This is a genomic window from Seohaeicola sp. 4SK31, assembly GCF_028802875.1.
Classification (GTDB): Bacteria; Pseudomonadota; Alphaproteobacteria; order Rhodobacterales; family Rhodobacteraceae; genus Seohaeicola.
Genome location: NZ_JARAMP010000010.1, coordinates 1 through 24,397, shown reverse-complemented (window position 1 = coordinate 24,397; position 24,397 = coordinate 1). Strand labels below are relative to the sequence as shown.

The 24,397-nt window shown below is 63.9% G+C and carries 25 protein-coding genes; 14 read left to right on the top strand and 11 right to left on the bottom strand.

Going from position 1 to position 24,397, the window contains the following annotated elements; translation table 11 throughout:
- Positions 1-24: 24 nt before the first annotated feature.
- The gene (locus PVW27_RS09955) at positions 25-987 is read right to left on the bottom strand and encodes a TAXI family TRAP transporter solute-binding subunit (RefSeq protein ID WP_274557326.1); all 963 of its coding nucleotides are present in this window, start codon (positions 985-987) and stop codon (positions 25-27) included.
- Positions 988-1,199: 212 nt separating this feature from the next.
- Positions 1,200-2,525: an aspartate aminotransferase family protein gene (locus PVW27_RS09950; protein ID WP_274557325.1), complete on the bottom strand. Its 1,326-nt coding sequence runs from the start codon at positions 2,523-2,525 to the stop codon at positions 1,200-1,202.
- 269 nt (positions 2,526-2,794) lie between these two features.
- Here PVW27_RS09950 and PVW27_RS09945 point away from each other — a divergent pair, with 269 nt between their 5' ends.
- The 14 genes from PVW27_RS09945 (at position 2,795) to PVW27_RS09880 (ending at position 15,625) form a co-directional block, all read left to right on the top strand.
- Positions 2,795-5,092, top strand: a complete 2,298-nt coding sequence (locus PVW27_RS09945) for a bifunctional salicylyl-CoA 5-hydroxylase/oxidoreductase (protein WP_274557324.1) — start codon at positions 2,795-2,797, stop codon at positions 5,090-5,092.
- Positions 5,089-5,811: an SDR family NAD(P)-dependent oxidoreductase gene (locus PVW27_RS09940; protein ID WP_274557322.1), complete on the top strand. Its 723-nt coding sequence runs from the start codon at positions 5,089-5,091 to the stop codon at positions 5,809-5,811. The genes PVW27_RS09945 and PVW27_RS09940 overlap by 4 nt, the downstream gene beginning before the upstream one ends.
- The gene (locus PVW27_RS09935; RefSeq protein WP_274557320.1) at positions 5,808-6,290 is read left to right on the top strand and encodes a MarR family winged helix-turn-helix transcriptional regulator; all 483 of its coding nucleotides are present in this window, start codon (positions 5,808-5,810) and stop codon (positions 6,288-6,290) included. The genes PVW27_RS09940 and PVW27_RS09935 overlap by 4 nt, the downstream gene beginning before the upstream one ends.
- A 5-nt stretch (positions 6,291-6,295) precedes the next feature.
- Positions 6,296-7,096, top strand: coding sequence for an enoyl-CoA hydratase family protein (locus tag PVW27_RS09930; protein WP_274557516.1), 801 nt, complete (start codon positions 6,296-6,298; stop codon positions 7,094-7,096).
- 49 nt (positions 7,097-7,145) lie between these two features.
- Positions 7,146-8,300, top strand: coding sequence for an acyl-CoA dehydrogenase family protein (locus tag PVW27_RS09925; protein WP_274557318.1), 1,155 nt, complete (start codon positions 7,146-7,148; stop codon positions 8,298-8,300).
- A gap of 6 nt (positions 8,301-8,306) precedes the next feature.
- The gene (locus PVW27_RS09920) at positions 8,307-9,929 is read left to right on the top strand and encodes an AMP-binding protein (RefSeq protein ID WP_274557317.1); all 1,623 of its coding nucleotides are present in this window, start codon (positions 8,307-8,309) and stop codon (positions 9,927-9,929) included.
- Positions 9,926-10,162 carry an Lrp/AsnC ligand binding domain-containing protein gene (locus tag PVW27_RS09915; RefSeq protein ID WP_274557316.1) on the top strand — a complete coding sequence of 79 codons (237 nt, stop codon included), beginning with the start codon at positions 9,926-9,928 and terminating at the stop codon, positions 10,160-10,162. Before PVW27_RS09920 ends, PVW27_RS09915 begins: the two co-directional genes overlap by 4 nt.
- A 49-nt stretch (positions 10,163-10,211) precedes the next feature.
- On the top strand, positions 10,212-11,354 hold the full coding sequence (locus tag PVW27_RS09910) for an ABC transporter substrate-binding protein (protein WP_432762071.1): 1,143 nt from the start codon (positions 10,212-10,214) through the stop codon (positions 11,352-11,354).
- Positions 11,355-11,461: 107 nt separating this feature from the next.
- Positions 11,462-12,379, top strand: coding sequence for a branched-chain amino acid ABC transporter permease (locus PVW27_RS09905; RefSeq protein WP_274557315.1), 918 nt, complete (start codon positions 11,462-11,464; stop codon positions 12,377-12,379).
- Position 12,380: 1 nt separating this feature from the next.
- A complete protein-coding gene (locus PVW27_RS09900; RefSeq protein WP_274557314.1) occupies positions 12,381-13,364 on the top strand; it encodes a branched-chain amino acid ABC transporter permease in 984 nt (327 codons plus the stop codon).
- On the top strand, positions 13,357-14,112 hold the full coding sequence (locus PVW27_RS09895) for an ABC transporter ATP-binding protein (protein WP_274557312.1): 756 nt from the start codon (positions 13,357-13,359) through the stop codon (positions 14,110-14,112). The genes PVW27_RS09900 and PVW27_RS09895 overlap by 8 nt, the downstream gene beginning before the upstream one ends.
- Positions 14,109-14,798, top strand: coding sequence for an ABC transporter ATP-binding protein (locus tag PVW27_RS09890; protein ID WP_274557311.1), 690 nt, complete (start codon positions 14,109-14,111; stop codon positions 14,796-14,798). Before PVW27_RS09895 ends, PVW27_RS09890 begins: the two co-directional genes overlap by 4 nt.
- A 3-nt stretch (positions 14,799-14,801) precedes the next feature.
- Complete coding sequence (locus PVW27_RS09885) at positions 14,802-15,209, top strand: acyl-CoA thioesterase (protein ID WP_274557308.1); 408 nt, start codon at positions 14,802-14,804, stop codon at positions 15,207-15,209.
- The gene (locus tag PVW27_RS09880; protein WP_274557306.1) at positions 15,209-15,625 is read left to right on the top strand and encodes a RidA family protein; all 417 of its coding nucleotides are present in this window, start codon (positions 15,209-15,211) and stop codon (positions 15,623-15,625) included. The genes PVW27_RS09885 and PVW27_RS09880 overlap by 1 nt, the downstream gene beginning before the upstream one ends.
- Positions 15,626-15,792: 167 nt before the next feature.
- Here PVW27_RS09880 and PVW27_RS09875 read toward each other — a convergent pair whose 3' ends face one another.
- The 9 genes from PVW27_RS09875 to PVW27_RS09835 all read right to left on the bottom strand — a co-directional run.
- Positions 15,793-16,533 (bottom strand): peptidase, encoded by a 741-nt coding sequence (locus tag PVW27_RS09875; protein ID WP_274557305.1) that lies wholly within the window; start codon positions 16,531-16,533, stop codon positions 15,793-15,795.
- Between the two features lie 29 nt (positions 16,534-16,562).
- Positions 16,563-17,420: a transglutaminase family protein gene (locus PVW27_RS09870; RefSeq protein ID WP_274557304.1), complete on the bottom strand. Its 858-nt coding sequence runs from the start codon at positions 17,418-17,420 to the stop codon at positions 16,563-16,565.
- A 9-nt stretch (positions 17,421-17,429) separates the two neighbouring features.
- Entirely contained in the window at positions 17,430-18,368 is a 939-nt protein-coding gene (locus tag PVW27_RS09865; protein WP_274557303.1) for an alpha-E domain-containing protein, read from the bottom strand.
- A 4-nt stretch (positions 18,369-18,372) separates the two neighbouring features.
- On the bottom strand, positions 18,373-19,803 hold the full coding sequence (locus PVW27_RS09860) for a circularly permuted type 2 ATP-grasp protein (RefSeq protein ID WP_274557301.1): 1,431 nt from the start codon (positions 19,801-19,803) through the stop codon (positions 18,373-18,375).
- A gap of 131 nt (positions 19,804-19,934) precedes the next feature.
- Entirely contained in the window at positions 19,935-20,708 is a 774-nt protein-coding gene (locus PVW27_RS09855) for a DeoR/GlpR family DNA-binding transcription regulator (RefSeq protein WP_274557299.1), read from the bottom strand.
- A 207-nt stretch (positions 20,709-20,915) separates the two neighbouring features.
- Complete coding sequence (locus tag PVW27_RS09850) at positions 20,916-21,434, bottom strand: Hint domain-containing protein (protein ID WP_274557298.1); 519 nt, start codon at positions 21,432-21,434, stop codon at positions 20,916-20,918.
- A gap of 107 nt (positions 21,435-21,541) precedes the next feature.
- Positions 21,542-21,931, bottom strand: coding sequence for a hypothetical protein (locus PVW27_RS09845; protein ID WP_274557296.1), 390 nt, complete (start codon positions 21,929-21,931; stop codon positions 21,542-21,544).
- Positions 21,915-22,373 (bottom strand): Hint domain-containing protein, encoded by a 459-nt coding sequence (locus PVW27_RS09840; protein WP_274557294.1) that lies wholly within the window; start codon positions 22,371-22,373, stop codon positions 21,915-21,917. The genes PVW27_RS09845 and PVW27_RS09840 overlap by 17 nt, the downstream gene beginning before the upstream one ends.
- A gap of 29 nt (positions 22,374-22,402) precedes the next feature.
- On the bottom strand, positions 22,403-24,397 hold a 1,995-nt coding region (locus PVW27_RS09835; protein WP_274557292.1), incomplete at its 5' end, for a Hint domain-containing protein.

The window sequence follows — 24,397 nt, the reverse complement described above, 5'->3', positions numbered from 1 at the left end:
CCCGGAGTCAGGACGCCATGGCGCTTACTGGATCCAGCCGCGCTCGCGATAGTACTTCTCGGCACCCGGATGCAGCGGGGCGCTGTTGCCGTTCGCAATCATCTCTTCCTCGGTCAGATTGGCGAAGGCGGGGTGCAGACCCTTGAAGCGGTCGAAGTTGTCGAACACCGCCTTCACGACGGTGTAGACCACCTCGTCATCCACATCGGCCGAGGTCACGAAAGTGGCCTTGACGCCGAAGGTCGTGGTCTCGTTGTCGTTGCCTGCATACATCCCGCCGGGGATCGTGGCCTTGGCATAGTAGGGATTGTCCGCGATCAGCGCCTCGATTTCCGGTCCGGTCAGATTGACCAGCCGCGAGTCGACGGTCGAGGTCGCCTCCTGGATCGAGCCGTTGGGGTGGCCCACGGTATAGACGATGGCATCGACCTTGTTGTCACCCAGGGCCGCCGCCTGTTCCGACGGCTGAAGCTCGGACGCCATGGCGAAATCGTCGATGGACCAACCCAATGCGTTCAGCACCACGTCCATCGTGGCGCGCTGGCCAGAGCCGGGGTTGCCGACGTTGACGCGCTTGCCCTTGAGATCGGCGAAATCGGTGATCCCCGCATCGGCGCGTGCCAGCACGGTAAAGGGTTCGCCATGCACGGAAAAGACCGCGCGGAGTTTGTCGAACTTGTCACCTTCGTATTCGGAGGTGCCGTTATAGGCATGGAACTGCCAGTCCGACTGGGCGACGCCCATGTCCATGTCGCCGGCCTTGATTGCATTGATGTTCGCGATGGAACCGCCGGTCGAAGGCGCCGTGCAGCGCAGGTTGTGATCAGCGGTGCCACGGTTGACCAGACGGCAGATCGACTGGCCGACGACGTAGTAGACGCCGGTCTGGCCACCTGTGCCGATGGTGATGAATTGTTCCTGTGCGGTGGCCATCTGCGCGCTGAGCGCGACGACCGCAGTCAGGGATGCGGCTTTGAGCATTTTCATTGGTGGTCTCCCTTTTTTCAAAGCTCGTGTGTCGAGAGACGTCTTGCCTTTGGATGCCTGCCTCTGGGTTTTAATTAGCAACCCAAGATTATCTTTTGATAACAACCCTAGCGGCATTTTTCCAAAGTGCAACGCAGGAACAGCGTGGCGCATGGGTAAATGCCCGTGCGAATTCGTGTAAGATAATGATTTATATTAATAAAAATACTGGATTAGGCCGCCAAGACACAATCCAGCGCAATAGACAGTTTCTCGGTCAATTCGTCCAGTTGTGCATCCTCGATAATGAAGGGCGGGGCGAGCAGCACATGGTCGCCCTGTCGTCCGTCAATCGTGCCCTGCATTGGATAGCAGATGAGACCCGCATCGAAGGCCGCTTTCTTGAGTTTGCCTGCGATGCCGCGCGCCGGATCGAAGGGGGCTTTCGTCTCACGATCCGCCACCAGTTCGATGCCGCGGAACAGGCCGCGGCCGCGGATGTCACCCACATGCGGGTGCTGCCCGAAGCGCGCTTCCAGCCGTGCGGCCAGCTTGTCGCCCTGTGCCCTGACGCGCGGGATCAGGCCACGGTCAAGGATGGAGGACACGACCGCCAGCCCCGCCGCCGCTGCGGCGGGATGGCCGATATAGGTGTGCCCGTGCTGGAAGAAGCCGCTGCCTGCCGCGATGGTGTCATAGATCTCGGCGCTGCACAGCATGGCACCGATGGGCTGGTAGCCTGCGCCCAGACCTTTGGCGATGCAGATGATATCGGGGGCGATGCCGTCCTCCTCGCAGGCGAAAAGATGGCCGGTGCGACCCATGCCGCACATCACCTCGTCCAGGATCAGCAGGATGCCGTATTTGTCGCAGATCTGACGGATGCGTTTGAAATAACCGGGGGCGGGGGGCAGCGCGCCTGCGGTGGCGCCCACCACGGGTTCGGCCATGAAGGCCATGACGGTGTCGGGACCGACGCGGAGCAACTCGTCCTCCAGCGCGTTGGCGGCGCGCAGGGCGTAATCCTCGCGGCTTTCTCCGTCGTGACGCAGACGGTAGTCGTAGCAGGGCGGGATATGGCTGACGTCCAGCAACAGGGGGCCGAACTGCGCGCGGCGCCATGCGTTGCCGCCTGCGGACAGGGCACCGATGGTGTTGCCGTGATAGCTTTGCTGCCGGGCAATCAGGCGGCCGCGCTGGGGCTGGCCTTTCTCGACCCAGTATTGCCGGGCGAGTTTGATCGCGGCCTCGGTCGCTTCGGAGCCGCCGGAGACCAGATAGACGCGGTCGATGCCTTGGGGGGCGTGTTCGACCAGCAGGTCGGCCAGTTGCTCGGCGGGGTCGGAGGTGAAGAAGCCGGTATGGGCGAAGGCGACCTTGTCCAGTTGCGCCTTGATCGCGTCGATCACGGTCTTGTCGCCGTGGCCGAGGCAGGAGACTGCGGCGCCGCCTGATCCGTCGAGATATCGCTTGCCGGTCGAATCGATCAGGTAGCAGCCTTCGCCGCCTGCGACGGTGGGCGGGCTTTGGCGGGAATGGCGGGGGAAGATATGGGACATGGGCGCGCCCTTCTGCTGGAGCCGCCAGTCTAGGATGTCTGGGGGCTGCTGGCAATCAGGGGCGGGGCTGTCCCACCGTGGGACATTTTCCGGTTCAAGCAATATCAAAGGGTTACGCGTCTGCGTTTACCACTTTTTAACGTTTGCCCGTCACAGCAGGCCGCAAGGGCGACGGTTGAGAATTTATTTCATACTTAAAACATTTATGCTTGAAATATAATCGAGGGCGGATAGGCTTTCCCCATGAGCTGAGGGAAGGATGACGCGGAATGAAGATCGCATGTCTTGGGGGCGGCCCGGCGGGGCTTTACTTCGCCATCTCGATGAAGCTGCGCCAGCCTGACACGCAAGTGACCGTGTTCGAGCGCAACCGCGCCAATGACACCTTCGGTTGGGGCGTGGTGCTGTCGGATGATGCCTTGGGCAATCTTGAGGCCAATGATCCGGTGAGTGCGGCGACGATCCGCGAAAACTTTGCCTATTGGGACGATATCGCCGTGGTCCATGACGGGCATCGTACGGTGTCGGGCGGGCATGGCTTTGCCGGCATCGGGCGGATGAAGCTGCTGACCATCATGCAGGAGCGGGCCCGGGAATTGGGTGTGGACTTGCAGTTCGAAACCGAGGTCGGCCCGGTCGAGGATTACGCGAAAAACTATGATCTGGTGGTGGCGGCGGATGGGTTGAATTCCCGCGTCCGCAGCCAATGGGCGGAACATTTCAAGCCGGATGTGGATACGCGCCTGTGCAAGTTCATCTGGCTGGGCACGCATCAGAAGTTTGACGATGCGTTTACGTTCATTTTCGAGAAAACCCCGCATGGCTGGGTCTGGGCGCATGCCTATCAGTTCGACGACAAGACCGCGACCTTCATCGTGGAATGCACGCAGGCCACATGGGACAAGTGGGGCTTTGCCGACATGTCCAAGGAAGAGACGGTCGAGACCTGCCGGAAGATTTTCGAGGGGCATCTGGGCGGGCATCAATTGATGTCGAATGCCAATCACCTGCGCGGATCGGCGGTCTGGATCAACTTCCCAAGAGTGAATTGCGAGCATTGGCATCATCAGAATGTGGTGCTGATGGGGGATGCGGCGGCGACGGCGCATTTTTCGATCGGATCGGGATCACGGCTGGCCTTGGACAGTGCGATTGCGCTGGCGACCTATCTGGATACCGAGCCCACGCTGGAACAGGCCTTCGTCAAATATCAGGACGAGCGGCGGCTGGATGTGTTGCGGCTGCAATCGGCGGCGCGCAATTCGCTGGAGTGGTTCGAGGAGGTGGAGCGGTATTTGGACCTTGATCCGGTGCAGTTCAATTACTCGCTTCTGACCCGCAGCCAGCGGATTTCCCACGAGAATTTGCGCCTGCGCGACCCGGAATGGCTGGCCTCGGCGGAACGCTGGTTCCAGACTCAGGCGGGCGTGCCTGAGGATGCGCCGCTGCGCGCGCCGATGTTCGCACCGTTCAGGTTGCGGGATATGGCTTTGGCGAACCGGATCGTGGTGTCGCCCATGGCCCAGTATAAGGCGGTGGAGGGGTGCCCGACCGATTGGCATTTCGTGCATTATGCCGAACGCGCCAAGGGTGGCGCGGGGCTGGTCTATACGGAAATGACCTGCGTGTCGCCGGAAGGGCGGATCACGCCCGGTTGTCCGGGGCTTTATACGCCGGAGCATGAGGCGGCGTGGCGGCGCTTGGTGGATTTCGTGCATGCGGAAACGGAGGCCAAGATCTGCTGTCAGATCGGCCATTCCGGGCGCAAGGGATCGACGCAGCTGGGCTGGGAAAAGATGGACGCGCCACTGGTGGCAGGGAATTGGGAGGTCATGTCAGCCTCGGCCATTCCGTGGTCCAAGAATAATGCCGTGCCGCGTGAGATGAGCCGTGCCGATATGGACAGGGTGACAGTGGAATTCGTGGCGGCGACCGAGATGGCGGCGCGGGCCGGGTTCGACATGGTCGAATTGCATGCGGCGCATGGGTATCTGGTGTCGTCCTTCATCTCGCCCCTGTCGAATGTGCGGACGGATGAATACGGCGGCAGTCTGGAGAACCGGATGCGCTGGCCCTTGGAGGTGTTCGCGGCGATGCGGGCGGTCTGGCCTGCGGGCAAGCCGATGGCGGTCAGGATCTCGGCCAATGACTGGGCGGGCGATGATGGCGTGACGCCAGCAGAGGCGGTCGAGATCGCGCGGATGTTCCATGCGGCGGGTGCGGACATCATCGACGTGTCGGCGGGGCAGACCTCGACCGAGGCGCGGCCTGTCTATGGGCGCATGTTCCAGACGCCGTTCAGCGACCGCATCCGCAACGAGGCGGGTTTGGCGACCATGGCGGTGGGCAATATCTATGAGCCGGATCATGTGAATTCGATCCTGATGGCGGGGCGTGCCGATCTGGTCTGTCTGGCGCGGCCGCATCTGGCCGATCCTTACTGGACGCTGCATGCGGGGGTGGCCTTGGGCGACACGCAGGCGCGCTGGCCGCTGCCTTATCTGGCGGGGCGGGATCAGGCGATGCGCTTGGCCGAACGCGGCGCGGAACAGGTGGGCAAGGTATGACACGCCGGGTTCTGGTCACAGGCGGCGGGTCAGGCATCGGGCGGGCGGTGGCGCGGGCCTTTGCGGCGGCAGGCGACGGGGTGACCGTTGTCGGGCGGCGGTTGGAGGCCTTGGAGGAGACGGCGGAGGGCTTTGCGATGGACTGCCGCACCGCCGATGTGACGGACGAGGCGGCGGTTCAGGCGTTGTTTGATGCGCCCTATGATGTGGTGATCGCCAATGCGGGCGGCGGGGTGGCGGGCAAGCTGAAGGGGGTCAGCTTGGCGGATTGGAACGCCACGCTGGCGGTGAACATGACGGGGACGTTCCTGCTGTTCCGCGAGGCCTTGCGGGGGATGGGGCCGGGCGGGCGGCTGATCGCCATGGCCTCGACCGCGAGCCTGAAGGGGGGCGCGGGGATTCCGGCCTATGCGGCGGCGAAACATGGGGTTTTGGGGCTGGTGCGGTCGGTCGCGCTGGATGTGGCGGGCAAGGGGATCACCTGCAACGCGGTCTGCCCCGGTTTCGTGGATACGGATCTGGCCGAGGCGGCTGTAACGGCGGTGTCTGAGCGGTTTGGGTTAAGCCGGGAGGCGGCTTTGGCCGAGGTGGTCAGCGACAATCCGATGGGGCGGTTGATTTCCACGGATGAGGTGGTGGCGGCGGTGATGTTTCTGGCCTCGCCCGGCGCGTCGATGGTGAACGGGCATGCGCTGGCGGTGTCGGGGGGCGAGATATGAGTGCGACGCCTGATATCCGCCCGGCCGAGCAGGGATCGAAGCAGCGGCTGCGGCTGTGGCTGCGGCTGTTGGCGGTGACGCGCAAGATCGAGGCGGAGTTGCGCGAGCGGATGCGGACCGAGTTTGACAGCACGCTGCCGCGCTTTGACGTGATGGCGGCGCTGAGCCGGAACGAGCAGGGGCTGCGGATGTCTGCGCTGTCGGGCGTGCTGCGGGTGTCGAACGGGAATGTGACGGGCATCGTGGACCGGCTGGCCGAGGATGGGCTGGTGATGCGGGTGCCCGTGGCAGGGGATCGGCGGGCGACGCTGGTGCGGCTGACGGCCAAGGGGGCGGAGGTCTTTGCGCGGCAGGCGGCTGAGCATGAGGGCTGGATCGACGCGATGCTGGCCGAGTTGAGCGCGGATGAGGCGCGGAGCTATGCGGCGCGGCTGCGGACGCTGGCGCAGAGACTGGATGACAAGGGAGCGAGCGAATGAGTGCGATGCGGAGCGATGTGCAGCATTTCCTGTGCAGGATCGAGGGGGGGATTGCGACGATTGCGCTGGACCGGCCTGAGCGGAAGAATCCGCTGACCTTCGAGAGTTACGCCGAGTTGCGCGACTGGTTCCGGGATCTGGTCTATGCGGATGACGTCAAGGCGGTGGTCTTTGCGTCAAACGGGGGCAATTTCAGCTCGGGCGGGGATGTGCATGACATCATCGGGCCGCTGACGAAGATGAGCATGAAGGAATTGCTGGCGTTCACGCGGATGACCGGGGATCTGGTCAAGGCGATCGTGAATTGCGGCAAGCCGGTGATTGCGGCGGTGGACGGGGTTTGCGTGGGGGCGGGGGCGATCATCGCCATGGCGTCGGACCTGCGGATCGGCACGCCCGAGGCGAAGACGGCGTTTTTGTTCACGCGTGTGGGGTTGGCGGGCTGCGATATGGGCGCTTGCGCGATCCTGCCGCGCATCATCGGGCAGGGGCGGGCGGCGGAGCTGCTTTATACGGGCCGCGTGATGACCGCCGAGGAGGCGGAGCGTTGGGGGTTCTTCAACCGGCTGGTGCCCGGTGATCAGCTTGAGACGGCGGCGCAGGAGATGGCGGCGCGGATCGCGGCGGGACCCGGCTTTGGGAACATGATGACCAAGACCATGCTGGCGCAGGAATGGTCGATGTCGATCGATCAGGCCATCGAGGCCGAGGCGCAGGCGCAGGCGATCTGCATGCAGACGCAGGATTTCGTGCGGGCCTATGAGGCCTTTGTTGCGAAGGAAAAACCTGTGTTTGCGGGGGATTGAGCGATGGATTTGAGTATTTTTGGCAAGATGAAACGGGGGGCGGCGCGTCATGGCTGATCGGTCGTTTCTGGACTGGCCTTTCTTTGAGGACAGGCATCGCGAATTGGCGGGGGCGCTGGAGGCCTGGTGTGCGGCCCATCTGGGGGCGGTGGATCATTCGGATACGGATGCGGCCTGTCGGGCGCTGGTCGCCATGCTGGGTCAGGGTGGCTGGCTGCGCCATTCTGGCGCGATGGAGGGGGCGCTGGATGTGCGCAGCCTCTGCCTGATCCGCGAGACCTTGGCGCGGCATGACGGGTTGGCGGATTTCGCCTTTGCCATGCAAGGCTTGGGGACAGGGGCGCTGTCCTTGTTCGGGACGGACCGCCAGAAAGAGGAATGGCTGACCCGGACGCGGGAGGGGCGGGCGATTTCGGCCTTTGCGCTGACCGAGCCGCAGTCGGGATCGGATGTGGCCAGTTCCACCATGACGGCCGAGGCCGATGGGGATGGCTTTGTGCTGAACGGGGAAAAGACCTGGATTTCCAATGGCGGGATCGCGGATGTCTATACCGTCTTTGCCCGCACGGGTGAGGCACCCGGTGCGCGGGGGCTGTCGGCCTTTGTGGTGCCGGCGGGGCTGCCGGGATTTGAGGTGGTGGAGCGCCTGGAGACCATTGCGCCGCATCCGCTGGCAAGGTTGCGCTTTGACGGGGTGCGGGTGCCGGGCTCTGCGCTGATCGGGCAGCGCGGGCAGGGGTTCCGCATCGCGATGGGTGTGCTGGATGTGTTCCGCTCGACCGTGGCGGCGGCGGCGCTGGGCTTTTCGCGGCGCGCCTTGGACGAGGCTTTGGCCCGTGTGCAGGACCGCCGCGTGCAGGGCGCGCCGCTGTTCGATTTGCAGATGGTGCAGGGGCATGTGGCGGATATGGCATTGAAGGTCGATGCGGCGGCGCTGCTGGTCTATCGGGCGGCCTGGGCCAAGGATGCGGGGGCGCCGCGGGTGACGCGCGAGGCGGCGATGGCCAAGCTTTTTGCCACGGATGAGGCGCAGCATGTGATCGACATGGCGGTGCAGTTGCATGGTGGCGACGGGGTGCGGTCGGGTGCCGTGGTGGAGCGGCTTTACCGCGAGATCAGGGCGCTGCGTATCTATGAGGGCGCGTCCGACGTGCAGCGAGTCGTGATCGCGCGGCAGGCGATGGGCGCCTTTCAGGGGGAGTGATTTGAGATGCTGGGACCAAGCGCGCATGTCGATACCTTCACGCGGGACAATCTGCCGCCCCCGGACCAATGGCCCGATTTCCTGCTGGACGGCTTTGACTATCCCGAACGGCTGAATGCCGGGGTGGAGTTGACCGATGCGATGGTGGCGCGTGGGTTCGGGGACCGGACGGCGCTGATCGGGAACGGGCGGCGGCGGACCTACAAGGAACTGGCCGACTGGACCAACCGTCTGGCGCATGCGCTGGTGGATGATCTGGGGGTGAAACCGGGCAACCGGGTGCTGATCCGGTCGGCCAATAACCCGGCGATGGTGGCTTGCTGGCTGGCCGCGACCAAGGCGGGGGCGGTGGTGGTGAACACGATGCCGATGCTGCGCGCGGGCGAGTTGAGCAAGATCGTGGACAAGGCCGAGATCAGCCATGCGTTGTGCGACACGCGGCTGATGGCGGAGATGGAGGGGTGTGCGGCGTCTTCGGGGTTTCTGAAGCGGGTGGTCGGTTTTGACGGCACGTCGAACCATGACGCGGAACTGGACCGGCTGGCGCTGGAGAAGCCCGTGCAGTTCGACGCGGTGCCGACGGGGCGCGATGATGTGGCGCTGTTGGGGTTCACAAGCGGGACCACGGGCGCGCCCAAGGCGACGATGCATTTTCATCGCGATCTCATGATCATCGCGGATGGCTATGCGAAGGAGGTTCTTGGCGTTGTGCCGGAGGATGTCTTTGTCGGCTCGCCGCCCTTGGCCTTTACCTTTGGGCTGGGCGGTCTGGCGGTGTTTCCGTTGCGCTTCGGGGCGGCGGCGACGTTGTTGGAGAATGCCTCGCCCCCCCATATGATCGAGATCATCCAGAAATACCGCGCGACCGTGTGTTTCACGGCGCCGACCGCCTATCGCGCCATGCTGGCGGCGATGGAGCAGGGCGCGGATCTGTCATCCCTGCGGGCGGCGGTGTCGGCGGGAGAGACCTTGCCTGCGCCCGTGTATGAGGAGTGGATGGCCAAGACCGGCAAGCCGATGCTGGACGGGATCGGGGCGACGGAGTTGCTGCATATCTTCATCACCAACCGGTTCGATGATCATCGCCCGGCCTGCACCGGCAGGCCGGTGACGGGCTATGAGGCAAAAGTGATCGACGCGGAGGGGGCCGAGGTGCCGCGCGGGCAGGTGGGGCGTCTGGCGGTGCGGGGGCCGACGGGGTGCCGTTATCTGGCGGACGACCGGCAGGCGGGATATGTGCAGGGCGGCTGGAACGTGACGGGGGATGCCTTTGTCATGGACGAGGATGGCTATCTGCATTTCGCGGCGCGCAATGACGACATGATCATCTCGTCCGGCTACAATATCGCGGGGCCGGAGGTCGAGGCGGCGTTGCTGGCGCATCCGCATGTGGCGGAATGTGCGGTGATCGGTGTGCCGGACGAAGAGCGCGGGGCCATCGTGCAGGCGCATGTGGTGTTGCGTGAGGGGGGAGAGGCGTCGGATGCGACGGCGAAAGCCTTGCAGGATCACGTCAAGGCGCAGATCGCGCCCTACAAGTATCCGCGCCGGATCGTGTTCTGCGCGGCGCTGCCCAAGACGGAAAGCGGCAAGATTCAGCGGTTCCGGTTGAAGGAGGGGCAGGCGTGACCTGTGTTTTCGTGCAGATCCGGTGCCGTCCCGGCATGACCTACAAGGTGGCGGAGCAGATCGTGCTGCGCGAGATCCATTCCGAGCTTTACTCGACATCGGGGGCGTTTGACCTTCTGATGAAGCTGTATATTCCTGAAGGTGACGATGTGGGTTTGTATATCAATGATCACCTGCTGGATATCGACGGGGTGGAGCGCACCCTGACCACACCGACGTTCAAGGCGTTCTGAACGACCGAAAATCACAAGCCCGAACGGGTCAACACGGAGGAAAGACACGATGACACTGATGAAACTGGCGATGCTGGCGACGACGGCCATGCTGGCGGCGGGAGCGGCCATGGCCGATGGCAAGGTGAAGGTGGGCATGATCACCACGCTGTCGGGCGGCGGTGCGGGCCTTGGGATCGATGCGCGCGACGGCTTCATGCTGGCGCTGAAACTGTCGGGCAGCGATGCTGTCGAGGTGGTGATCGAGGATGACCAGCAAAAGCCCGAAGTGGCGGTGCAGCTGGCCGACAAGATGATCCAGGCCGAGAATGTGGATGTGCTGACGGGCATCATCTGGTCGAACCTGGCCATGGCGGTGGTGCCGTCGGCTGTGGCGCAGGACAAGATCTATCTGTCGGTGAACGCGGGGCCGTCCGCGCTGGCGGGGGCGGGGTGCCATCCCAACTATTTCAACGTGGCGTGGCAGAATGACAACCTGCATGAAGCGGCGGGGGCTTATGCCAGCAATGCGGGCTATGCCAAGACGTTCATCCTTGCACCCAACTATCCGGCGGGGACCGATGCGCTGACGGGGTTCAAGCGGTTCTACAAGGGCGAGCTGGCGGGTGAGGTCTATACCACGCTGGGTCAGACCGATTACGCGGCCGAGATCGCGCAGATCCGCGCTTCGGGGGCGGATTCGGTGTTCTTCTTCCTGCCGGGCGGGATGGGGATTTCCTTCATGAAGCAATATGCCGACAGCGGCGTGGGCCTGCCCGTGGTGGGACCGGCGTTCAGCTTTGACCAAGGCATCTTGCAGGCCGTGGGTGCGGCAGCGCTGGGTGTGGTGAACACCTCGCAATGGGGCAAGGATCTGGACAACGAGGCGAACAAGACCTTTGTCGCGGCCTTTCAGGAGGAATACGGACGTCTGCCCTCGCTCTATGCGTCGCAGGGGTATGACACGGCGAACCTGCTGCTGTCGGCCATGGGCAAGGCCGATATCTCGGACAAGGAGGCGTTCCGCGCTGCGCTGAAAGAAGCCGATTTTGCCAGCACGCGGGGCGACTTCAAGTTCGGGAACAACAACCACCCGATTCAGGACATCTATGTCCGTGAGGTCATTCAGGAGGGCGATGTCTTTACGAACAAGATCATCGGCACTGCCTTGGAAGATCATGTCGATGCCTATGCGGCCGAGTGCAAGATGTAATCAGTGAGACGGTTCCGGTCCGCAAGGGCCGGAACCCCGCAGTCTGATCCATCCCGCGCGTCCTGCGCGCGCGGGGTTTCTTTTCTCAACCCAAGCGGACGGACCTCATGACGTTTCTGCTTTTCGCTGAACAGATGCTCAACGGGCTGCAATTCGGGATCATGCTGTTCCTGATGGCGGCGGGCCTGACGCTGGTGTTCGGCGTGATGGGCCTGATCAATCTGGCGCATGGATCGCTTTACATGATCGGCGCCTTTGCCGCGGCTTGGGTGGCGGGGCTGACGGGGTCGTTTGTGCTGGCGCTGATGGCCAGCCTTGCTGCTGCTGCGGCGGCGGGGGCGCTGATCGAGTTGACGGTGATCCGGCGGCTTTACAAGCGCGACCATCTGGATCAGGTGCTGGCGACCTTTGCGCTGATCCTGATCCTGTCGGAAGGCACGCGCTGGGTGTTCGGGTCGTTCCCGCTGTATCTGGATGTGCCAAGCTATCTGTCGGGGCCGGTCACGCTGCCGGGAGGCATCCAGTATCCGCTTTATCGTCTTGCCATCATCGTGGCCGGGCTGGTGGTGGCCGGGGGGCTTTTCGCGCTGATCGCGCGCACCCGCATCGGCATCCAGATCCGCGCAGGCGAGGCTGATCGCGAGATGATCGCGGCGCTGGGTATCGACATATCAAGGCTTTACACGCTGGTCTTTGCGCTGGGCGCGGCGCTGGCCGGACTGGCCGGGGCGCTGGTGGGGGCAATCCAGTCGGTGCAGGTGGGTATGGGCGAGCCTGTGCTGATCCTGGCCTTCGTGGTGATCGTCATTGGCGGGATCGGGTCGATCAAGGGCGCGCTGGTGGGCGCGTTGCTGGTGGGACTGACCGATACGATGGGCGGTGTGCTGTTGCCGCGGTTCTTCGCGCTGTTCATGGACCCGTCGGCGGCGACCACGATCGGTGCCTCGCTGGGGTCGATGCTGATCTATATCCTGATGGCGGTCGTGCTGATTGTCCGCCCGTCGGGCCTGTACGGGAGCGCCTGAGATGACGCGTGAGACATATATCAACGCGGCCCTGACATTCCTGCTGGTGCTGGTGCCGTTCTGGGCATGGTCCACGGGGCAGGCCTATATCCTGACGCTGTGCACCAAGGTGGCCATTCTGGCGCTGGCCGGGGTGGGGCTGAACATCGCGCTGGGATTGGGCGGGCTGGTCAGTTTCGGCCATGCGGCGTTCTTCGGGATCGGCGGCTATGCGATGGGTATTCTGGCCAGCCATGCGCAGGTCTTTGATCCGATTGCGGAATGGCCGATCCTGATCGAGGGCACGAAATCCATGCCGGTGATCTGGCTGGTTGCCATGGTGAGTTCCGCCCTTGCCGCGCTGCTGATCGGGGTGCTGAGCCTGCGGACCTCGGGCGTGTATTTCATCATGATCACCTTGGCCTTCGGGCAGATGCTTTACTATTTCACCATTGGCTGGCCGGCCTATGGCGGCGAGGATGGGCTGTCGATCTATGTGCGCAACAGTTTTCCGGGGCTGAACACGCTGGTGCCGGTGCAGTTCCTGATCCTGTCCTATGTGGTGCTGGGGCTGGCGCTGTGGTTTTCGGCACGGCTGGCGCGGTCGTCTTTTGGGCTGGCGCTGACGGCGGCGCGGCAGAATGCGGACCGGGTGGAAACTGTGGGGATCGCGCCTTTCCGGCTGCGGCTGGTGGCGTTCGTGATCTCGGGGGCGATCACCGGCTTGGCGGGGGCGATGTTCGCGGATCTGAACCGGTTCATCAGCCCCACGATGTTCAGTTGGCACACCAGTGGCGAGATCATGATTTTCGTGATCCTTGGCGGGGTGGGGCGGCTTTACGGTCCTGTGGTTGGGGCCGCGCTCTATATTCTGCTGGAGCATCTTCTGGGCGGGGTCAGCGACTATTGGCAGATTTTCCTTGGTCTGTTGCTGCTGGCCGTGGTGCTGTTCGCGCGGGGCGGGTTGATCGGCACATTGGCCGGGCGGGAGGTGGCGCATGGTTGAGCCCTTGTTGCAGACGCGCGGGATCAGCAAATCCTTTGGCGCGTTGAAGGCGTCGAGCGATGTCAGCCTTGACCTGAGGCCGGGCGAGATTCACGCGCTGATCGGGCCGAATGGCGCGGGAAAATCCACGCTGATCAAGCAGATCGCGGGCAATATGAAACCCGACAGCGGGACGGTGCATTTTCTGGGGCAGGACGTGACGGCGCTGGATACGGTGGCGCGGGCAAGGCTGGGGCTGGGGCGGACGTTCCAGATCTCGGCCTTGGCGATGGAGTTCACGGTGTTGCAGAACGCGGTGCTGGGGGCCTTGGGTGCGCGGGGCGATGTGATGCGGTTTTTCCGGCCCGTGATGAAGGACTCCGCGCTGGTGGAGCGTGCGCGCGAGGCGCTGGAGCGGGTGGGGTTGCAGGATCATGCGGCCACGCGCACGGCGGAACTGTCCCATGGGCAGCGGCGGCAGCTGGAGGTGGCGGTGGCCCTGACGTTGAAGCCGCGGGCGTTCCTGATGGACGAGCCGATGGCGGGCTTGGGCGCGGGCGGGTCGAAACGCCTGACGGGGTTTCTGGACGGGCTGCGCGCGCAAGCGCCGATCCTTCTGGTCGAGCATGACATGGATGCGGTCTTTGCGCTGGCCGACCGGATTTCGGTGCTGGTCTATGGCCAGATCATCGCCACGGGCACGGCGGCGGAGATCAGGACGAACCCGGAGGTGCGGCGCGCCTATCTGGGTGAGGAGGACGCGGCATGACGCTGTTATCGGTGGATCATCTGGCGGTGCAGTACGGGTCCTCGCAGGCGTTGTTCGGCGTCAGTCTGAGCGTGGCCGAGGGCGAGGTCGTGGCCCTGATGGGGCGCAACGGGATGGGCAAGACGACGACGATCCACGCGATTTGCCGGATGGTGCCTGCGATGGGCGGGACGGTGACGTTTGACGGGCATGACCTGCTGCGGTTGCCGTCCTTTCGGGCGGCGCGGTTGGGTCTGGGGCTGGTGCCGGAGGGGCGGCGTTGTTTCGCGCCACTGACGGTGGAGGAGAACCTGATCGCCAGTGCGCGGCCGGGGCATTGGGATCTGGCCCGCGTGGCGCAGCTGTTTCCGCGGCTGGAGGAGCGGCGCGATCAGCGGGCGGCGTCGCTGTCAGGGGGCGAGCAGCAGATGCTGGCGATTGCACGGGCGCTGATGACGAATCCGCGTCTGTTGCTGCTGGACGAGGCGACAGAGGGGCTGGCGCCGGTGGTGCGGCAGGAGATCTGGGCGGCCATCGCCACGCTGAAACGCGACAGTGGACTTGCGATAGTTGTGGTCGACAAGGCCTTGAGAGAGTTGAACAAGATTGCGGATCGCGCCGTCATCATCGAGCGGGGGCAATCGGTCTGGACCGGGCGGCCGGCCGATCTGACGGCCGATCTGGCCAACCGCTATCTGGGGGTCTGAGGCATGGCCTATGTTCATCGCCGCAAGGTCATGTTCAAGGATTGCGATCCGGCGCGGATCGTTTTCTATCCGCGCTATTTCGAGATGCTGAACGACACGGTCGAATGCTTTTTCGACGAGGTGCTGGGTTGCCCCTTTGAGGCGCTGCATCAGGGGCATGCCGTGCCGACGGCGCGGATCGACACGGTGTTCAACGCGCCGAGCCGTCTGGGCGATTGGCTTGACATCACGCTGGTCTGCACAAGGCTGGGGCGGAGCAGTCTGGATCTGGCTTTCGCGGCGCGGTGCGGCGCGGAACTGCGTCTGACGGCGTCATCGACATTGGTCCATGTCGGGCCAGACGGGCGATCTGTCCCGTGGTCTGGCGCATTGCGCAAGGCATTGGAATTTCAGGTAAAAGGAAAAGAGTGATGGCACATCGGATCATTCAGCCCGCAGGCTGGGCCGCGGCGAAGGGCTATGCCAACGGGGTGCTGACCGCGGATGGCACATTGTATGTGGGCGGGCAGATCGGCTGGGATGCGGATCAGGTCTTTCGCACGCATGATTTCATCGGCCAGATGGAACAGGCCCTGCGCAACATCATGGCGGTGGTGGAGGCCGCCGGAGGCAGTGCGGCGGATCTGGTGCGGCTGACATGGTATGTGGTCGACAAGAAGGAGTATCTGGCGCGGCAAGCCGAGGTGGGCCAAGCCTATCGCCGGGTGCTGGGGCGCAATTTCCCGGCCATGACGATGGTCGTGGTGGCCGGTCTGGTCGAGGATGAGGCCTTGGTCGAGATCGAGGCGACGGCGGTGATCCGGCATCCGGGGTCTGTCGGGCCGTGATGGAGTAATCACAACTCTAGCGGTATTTTTCGGATTTTTTGTGGCGTTATGGACAGGATAATATAAGCGCTGTTTGCGCCTGATGCCCCTGTTGACGAGTATTTGGGGCAAGATGAAGCGGGTGCCGCGTCATGGCTTGGGGCCTTGGCGGGGCTGGGTTTGGCCTGTCACTCAGGCGCGAAGTGGAAGGCGGGGAGTTTGGAAAACGCCTCGCGCAGGGCGACGCCCCAGCCGCTTGAAATCTCTTGAAAATAGGGATCGTCGGCTTCGACGCGCAGGGTGCGGCCTTGGCGGAGGCTGCCTTTTTCGTAGATATGGATATCCAGCGGCGGGCTGACCGAGAGGTTCGCCTTGATCGTGCTGTCAAAGGAAACGAGCAGGAGTTTCACCGCCTCTTCAAAGGTCATGTCAGGATCATAGGCGCGCAACAGGATGGGGCGGCCGTATTTCGTCTCGCCGATCTGGAAGAACGGCGTGTCACTGCTGGCCTCGATAAAGTTCCCCTCAGGGTAGATCAGGAACAGGCGCTGCTGTCCGCCCTTGACCTGACCGCCGAGCAGCAGCGTGGCGTTGAACGTCGCATCGGCGCGCTGGCCGGTCATGGCATGGGTCGAGATCACCTCGCGCAGGGTGCTGCCGATCAGGGTGGCGACCTGAAACATGCTGTCGGCGGCCATGATGCTGGGCGCGCGGTCCTGCGGGCTTTTGGAGCGTTCTTCCAGCAGGCTGACGACGGCCTGCGTCGTGGCCAGATTGCCCGCCGCCAGAAGAGTGATGCAGCGGTCGCCGGGGTCTTCCCAGATCGTCATCTTGCGGAAGATCGAGATATTGTCGACGCCCGAATTGGTGCGGGTGTCCGAGATGAAGACGATACCCCGATCAAGGGTGAAACCGACACAGTAGGTCATGGAACGTATCCGAAAATAGCGCGCGCGCTTCAGGAGGAGGTTTGCTGCTGGGCCTGGCCCGATTGGCCTTGTGTTTGATCAGGCTGCTGCGCCACTTGCAAGTGGACATTCATCGATTCCATGCCGCTGCCCATGCGGTGACCATGCACGGGGGCGGCATCGGCATAGTCCAGCCCCAGCGCCACGCGCACATAGCGATCATCCGGCGAGAGGCCGTTGGACACGTCGAAGCCGACCCAGCCCAGGGGATCGAGGCAGATCTCGCACCATGCGTGGCTGGCGTCCTGCTGAACCTGCCCCTCCATCATCAGGTAGCCCGAGACGTAGCGGGCCGGATAGCCCAGAAGCCGCGCCACGGCGATCATGATATGGGCGTGGTCCTGACAGACGCCCTCACAGGCTTCGAGTGCGGCTTCGGCGGTGGTGGAGGAATCCGTGCGTCCGGTGACCCATGGCACTGTTTGCAGGATCAGCGCGGAGAGGCGGTGCATCCGGTCCAGATCGTTCTCGGCCTCCAGCCTGCGGGCCTGTGTCGCCAGTTTGCGCAAGTGCGGGCCGGGGGCGGTGGCGGGAGTGGAGGAGGTGAACAGCCAGACCGGGGCCAGCCCGTTATTGGGGCCGATGACGCCGGCGCGGTCTTCGACCTCGACCGTGCCTTCGCTGCGGATTTCCACGGTGGTGGCGTCGCGGTTGACCAGAAGCAGGTCGACCTGATTGGCATATTGGTCCAGAAAGGACAGCTCCTTGGTGCCGCCGGTGACGCTGGTGGTCCAGTCCAGCACCTTTTGCCCATGCCCGCTGCGCGGCGTCATGCGCAGTTGCAACAGCGCATAGTGATCGGGGCTGTCATAGGTGTAGGTGGTGACGTGGCTGATCTTCAATCGCATGGCATCATCCTAACCGTAAAAGCGGAAATCCTGCTCGATCTGGCTGGCGAGCGCGGCGGTATCGCGGATCGAGGCGTCGAGGAATTCGTGCAGCCCCTCTTCGAAAATCGCGGTAATGGGCTGGTCGAAACGGCGACACATCCGGTCTGCCAGATCCTGCGAGGGTTGGCGCGCGCCGTATTCGCCTTCCAGATGGGAGAGCTGCTCGCGCGTTTTGGAGCAGCAGAAGGCCATGGACCGGGGCACGCGGCGGTCGAGGATCAGGAATTGCGCGATGCCTTGGGGGGTTGTCTCGCCACCATGCAGCCAGCTGAAGGAGCGTTCCGCCGAGACCGAGCGCAGGATGTTTTCCCATTGGGCGTTGTCCATGCTGGAACCGACGAAGGAGGCGGAGGGCAGCAGGACGTAATATTTGACATCGAGGATGCGCGCGGTGTTGTCGGAGCGTTCGAGGAAGGTGCCCATGCGGCAGAAATTGTAGATCTCGTTGCGCAGCATGGTGCCGTGCAATGCGCCGCGCACCACGGCGCTGCGGGTGCGGATGATCGACAGCACCTCGGGCAGGTTGCGTTCGGTCACGGGGCGCGCGAGAGCGGCCTTGACCGCCATCCAGCATTCGTTGACCGCTTCCCAGACCTCGGAGGACAGGGCGGTGCGGACAAGGCGGGCATTCGAGCGGGCGGCGTTCATCGCGGACATCACGCTGGAGGCGTTCTCCGGGTCGCGCAGCAGGTAGTTGATGACATGCGATGCCTCGAAGTCATCGTATTTGGTGCAATAGACCGCGCGCATGCCTGCGGTGGTGACGACCGATTCCCATTCGTTTTCCGTATCGCCTGACCGGGTCAGGGCGATGCGCCACCCCGCCTCGACCAGACGGGCGATGTTTTCGGCGCGTTCAAGATAGCGGAACATCCAGAACAGTCCGCCTGCGGTTTTTCCCAGCATCGCGTCAGTCCCCCAGAACCCATGTATCCTTGGTGCCGCCGCCCTGCGACGAGTTCACCACGAGCGAGCCTTCCTTGAGCGCGACGCGCGTGAGGCCGCCCGGTGTGATCTGCACCTTGTTGGGCGAGACGAGCACGAATGGGCGCAGGTCCACATGGCGCGGGGCAAGGCCGCGCTTGGTCATGATCGGCACGGTGGACAGGGCCAGTGTCGGCTGCGCGATGTAATTGGCGGGGCGGGCGCGCAGTTTCTTCTCGAACCGGGCCAGTTCGCGCTTGCTGGCGGCGGGGCCGACCAGCATGCCGTAGCCACCCGAGCCGTGCACTTCCTTGACCACCAGTTCGGAGAGGTTGTCGATGACGTATTTCAGGCTGTCGGCATCGGCGCAGCGCCATGTGGGCACGTTTTGGAGAATGGATTTCTCGCCCGTGTAAAACTCTACGATATCAGGCATATAGCTGTAGAGCGCCTTGTCGTCGGCGATGCCGGTGCCGGGGGCGTTGGCCAGTGTGATGCCGCCCGCGCGGTAGACATCCATGATGCCGGGCACGCCCAGAAGCGAGTTGGGGTTGAAGTTCAGCGGATCAAGGTAGTCGTCGTCGATGCGGCGGTAGAGCACGTCGATGGGTTTGTAGCCGCGTGTGGTGCGCATGCAGACGCGGCCGCCTTCGATGCGCAGATCGTGGCTTTCCACCAGTTCCGCGCCCATCTGATCGGCGAGGAAGGCGTGTTCGAAATAGGCCGAGTTGTGGATGCCGGGTGTCAGCACCGCCACTTCGGGTTTGTCACCGTTGAAGGCGGGGGGCGCGCAGTCGGACAGGGACCGGCGCAGGTTTTGCGGATAGCTGGAGACGGGCCGGACCTTCAGGCGGGTGAAGAGTTCCGGGAACATCTGGAGCATGGTTTCGCGGTTTTCCAGCATGTAGCTGACGCCGGAGGGGGTGCGGGCGTTGTCTTCCAACACATAGAATTCATTCTCGCCGGTGCGGACAAGGTCGGTGCCGACGATATGGGTATAGACCCCGCCGGGCGGGTTCACCCCGATCATCTGGGGCAGGAACGCCTCGTTCCGCGCGATCAGTTCGACGGGGACGCGGCCCGCGCGCAAGATTTCCTGACGGTGATAGATGTCGTGCAGGAAGGCGTTGATGGCGCGGACACGCTGTGCGATCCCGTCTTCCAGCCGCGCCCATTCACGGGCCGAGATGATGCGCGGGACCACGTCGAAGGGGATCAGCCGCTCGTCGGCCTCTTGCTGGCCATAGACGTTGAAGGTGATCCCTATACGGCGAAAAAACGCCTCTGCCTCTTCGGATTTCCGCCGGAGGTGTTTGATATCCTCGGTCTGGAACCATTCATTGTAGCGCGAATACGGCTGTCGGGCCTGACCGGCGCTGTCGAACATCTCGTCAAAGAAACGGCTTTGTTTGTCCATGGGTCCACGTTAGAGGAGGGAGCGGTCTTTGCAAAGATGGCCCGTCAACCTCCTGTTCACCAAATGAAAATCGCGAAACGGGCTCATTTCCGCGCGTAAACCCTGTGCGTCTTGCCTGTTTTTTAGGCGTATCAGGTCTGACTGCTGACGCAAACCGTGATTTCGGTGCCCCAATCGGCACAGGCGCGGGTCAGGTCGGGCGGGAAGGGGTGGTCGGTATAGACGCGGTCGATCTGGCGCAAAGAACCGATGCGGGCCGGGGCTGCGCGTTGCAGTTTCGAGTGGTCCGCCACCAGACAGGTGCGGCGCGCCTGCCGGATGATCGACTGGCTGACGCTGACTTCCTGCACGTCGAAATCCAGCAGATCGCCTTCGATATCCATCGCGGAACAGCCGATCACGGCCAGATCGACCTTGAACTGTTCGATCACGCTGGCGGTGAGGGGGCCGACCAGACCGCCATCGGTGCGCCGCAGGACGCCGCCTGCCAGAATGATCTCGGCCTCCGGGTTGGCGACAAGGATATTGGCGACGTTCATGTTATTGGTCACCACCATCAGGTTGCGGTGGTGCAGCAGTTCGCGCGCCACAGCCTCGGTCGTGGTGCCGATGTTGAGGAATACCGAAGCGCCTTCGGGAATGTCCTGCGCGCAGGCCCGGGCGATGGCGGCCTTGGCGGCGGCGTTCAGGCGGCGGCGTTCGTCATAGCCGATATTGGTGACGCCCGAGGGCAGGATGGCCCCGCCATGCACCCGTTCCAGCTTGCCCGCCTCGGCCAGTTCGGTCAGGTCCCGCCGGATCGTCTGGACCGTCACGCCGAAGCGTTCTGCCAGACCCTCGACCGTGACCTTGCCCTCGGTCCTTGCGATTTCGAGGATGTCGGGATGTCGGAATGTCTGGCTCATGGTGCGGTGTCCCCCTTGAGCGATGACTATTTTTGAAAAGCGCCTGCCGCGCAAGCCGCGCGTTGGTGTTTTGTTGCATCCGCCTTGGCCCGCGGCGGCGCGGGGTCGGGACGCCGTAGCATGGCAAATGGGGTGCCGCAGGGGTTGCGCCTGCGGCATCCCGGTTCCCTGATCGGCGCGGACTTGCTGGCCCCGCGCGGTGCCGCGCTAGAGATCCGTGTCGTCGATCTGGACGGGCAGGCCCGAGATGTAGACGACGGCAGGCTGATCGAAGTCCAGCCGGATCATCGCCCCTGGCATCGGCATGACCCTGGGTGTCGCCCCTGTTTCGCTGCCGAACATTGTCAGAAGGTTGGTCAGGCGATGGGTGACCGGCACGCGGCCCGGAACAGTCTGATCCAGCCGCAGTGCGATGGGCTGGTCGGGCGACAGCCACAGGTCATGAAGCGGGACATTCGGCCCGAAGGCGCCGGCAGGGACGCGGCACACGAGGCTGTCGTCGGTCTGTGTCAGCCGCGTCACTTTGGGACAGCGCGGGCCTGAATTGGTCAGAACCATCTGGCCGGGGACAAGGCTGTCGATCTCACGCTCGCCCATCAGGGTGGCAATGCGTGCATCGGGCGCGAAGCAATGGCGCGGCGCGGCCCGGGTAGGTGTTTCTGGCGCCACAAGCGGCACCGCTAGACCGCCAAAGTCATGGCGGTAGTCCTGTCGGTCAAACTGCATGTTTTACTGCTCATTTTTTATAGTTGTGACTTGTTACCTGTGCCGATGCTGCCTGCCTTTCCTGTTGTGCCCTGTGATTGATCGGCTGAACCGCAGGGCAGTTGATGCTATTTTAGGGCCATCACGAGAATTCCGACAGCGCCGAAAACCGCATAGGCCAGAATGGCCAGCAATATGTTGTCAAATAGCCAGACTGTGGCAGCCGCAGCGACCACGCCGGCGACGATCCCCGCCATGAGGCTGCGCATCAGGGGCGAGGCTGTCCAGACACCTGCGGTCCAGAGCGGCATCCGGCCGGGTATCGACGCTACAGCCGCCTTGTGGGATGTCTGCTTCTGGGGGCGTGGTGGGTGGAGTTCCGGAAATTCCGGTCTGGTCTGGCGCCGTGTTGCCCGGCTCATGTCCGCGCTGGCGGGGTCCGCCGCGATCCGCCGCGGTTCTGCCGTGCCCGTGGCAGCCGGATCCGCAGGGTGCGTCGCGCTATCGAAATCGGTCACTGGTGACATCCTCAAGCGTGAAGGCCCGGGCCAGGACACCGCCTGCATCAAGATAGCGGGGACGGTCGAAAAATATGGCAAAATACCGGATCGGCCGGGTTTCCTTCATCTCAACGGCGTTCAGGCTGTCGGCCCTGACCTCGACCACGCCCGCCACGGGGGAATCTGTTGCTGACGGACGCAGGGTCATCAGGATCTGCCCCGGCGAGACAGCCAGATCCCGGCGGGGGCGCATGGGTGCGATACTGCCCGCCGGGATGACTTTCGGCCAGATGGTCCGCGCTTCGGTCGATCCGGGCTGGATCTCGCGCGAGAGGATATCCGCGATTTCGTCACAGGTTCGGGTCAGGGGATTGTAGACAAGGTCGGCGATGCGCAGGTCCTGCACCCTGCGCTCCGCCCTGCGGGCCGACACGGTAATGAGCGTGTCTTCGACGATCACCTGCGGTCCCTTTCCCCCGGAGGGTGGCGTTATTCAACGCCACCCTGCTGCGCGAAGAGCATCCGCGCTTCATGCGGCTTGAGCGTCACACGGGCACTGTCGCCGAACGCGTTGAAGTTCCCATGCTCCAGCTGCGGGAACAGCGTGACGATTTCTTGCCGCGATTCCTCGGCCAAGGCACCCCAGCCGACCACGCCCGGATGGAAGCTTTCCGACGGGCAGCCTTCGGCGAAGATGATCTCGTGGGTGTCGAAGAGGATGTGGAAATACTCCACCTCGCCCCCTTCGACACGCCGCACGGTGCTGTCGTTGACCAGATGTTTGGCGGCGGCCAGAACCTCGTGTTCACCCACCAGAACCTCGGCCTGCCAGCCGTTCAGGAACATCCGGTGCTGCGGCGAGACCATCAGGTCCCGGACGTTGTTCAGCACGCCCTTGCGGAACAGGATCGGTGCCAGGTTGCCCACCGCCGCGACACGGGTGGACCCGATCCAGCGGATCGGCTGATAGCCGTGATCCATGGTCAGGACCAGATCGCCCACCTTGAGGTTCTCGATCAGGATCTCGCCCTGTGTCGTCGCGATGTGGGTGCCGCGCGTGAAGCAGACCACGCCGGTGTTTTCCGAGTTCAGTTCGTTGGCCGCGACGGCGACGCCCCCATTGCTGATGACCAGGCCACCTGCCAGATCCAGAACCCCATCTGCCTGATCCGCGCGCAGCAGATCCAACGGATTGTCATACTGTTCTGTCGGGTTTGCCGCGTTCCACGCCGCAAGCGTTTCGTTGTTGTAGTAGGGCTTCAGGTTGACGAAGTCGTTGTTCTCGCGGACGTCATCGCCGATCCCGGTGGTCGTGTCGAAGTCGGTGATGATGTCGGCATCTCCGGACGCGACGAAGACATCTGCCCCCGCCCCCCCGGTCAGCCTGTCGATCCCTTCGCCGCCGTTGAGCGTGTCGTTGCCGATCCCGCCCTCCAGCGTGTCGGCCCCGCTGCCGCCCGCCAGGCTGTCATCCCCGTCGCCGCCGATCAGTGTATCGGAACCGTCGCCGCCGTCGAGCAGGTCATCGCCCGCACCACCGTCGAGGACGTCATTGTCCGCGCCACCGTTCAGCGTGTCCGCGCCGTCGCCGCCGTCGAGCACATCATCGCCCGCGCCGCCATCGACACTGTCATTCCCCGTGCCAGCATCGACGACATCATCGCCTGCGCCTGCCGTGATCGTATCATCGCCTGCGCCGGTCGCGATCTGATCGTCGCCATCGCCGGTATCGACATTGATCGCATCGACCGCGTCATCGCCCAGCACCGTGTCATTGCCTGCACCGGTCACCACCTGCTCGATCCCCGAGAAGGTGATGTCGGTGGCCGCGTCGGCATCAAGCCCGTTGACCGTGCCGGTCCCTGGGGTCGGGTTGAAATCAACCGTCAGAGGCGCCGTCGCGCTGGACAGGTCGAGGATATCGCCGGCATCGCCATTCTCAGGGCCTCCTGCGGCGCCGTTGGTGCCGTCCGATCCGCCGTCGAGGGTGATGTTGATATCGGTCGCCGGGTCGGTCGCATCCAGCGCGAAGACATCGTCTCCGCTGCCGCCAGTTGCGCTGTCATTGCCGCCCATGAAGATGACGTCATCCCCATCGCCGCCGTCGAGCGAGTCAGTCCCGGCTCCGCCGCGCAGGATGTCCGCGCCCTCGCCGCCGTCCAGCGTGTCGTTGCCGATCCCGCCGATCAGCGAGTCGGTGCCCGCGCCGCCGGTGAGCGTGTCGTTGCCGTCGCCGCCCGTCAGCGTGTCATTGCCGTCGCCGCCGTCGAGCAGATCCGCGCCCGCGCCGCCGTCGAGGACGTCGTTGCCGGTGCCGCCCGCGAGCGTGTCATTGCCCGCGCCGCCGTTCAGCACGTCATCGCCCGCGCCGCCGTCGATGGCGTCATTGCCCGCGCTGCCGGTGACGGTGTCATTGCCCGCGCCGAGGGCGATGTTCTCGATCTCGGAGAAGGTGACGGTGCCGGAGGGGCCGGTCAGGGTGCC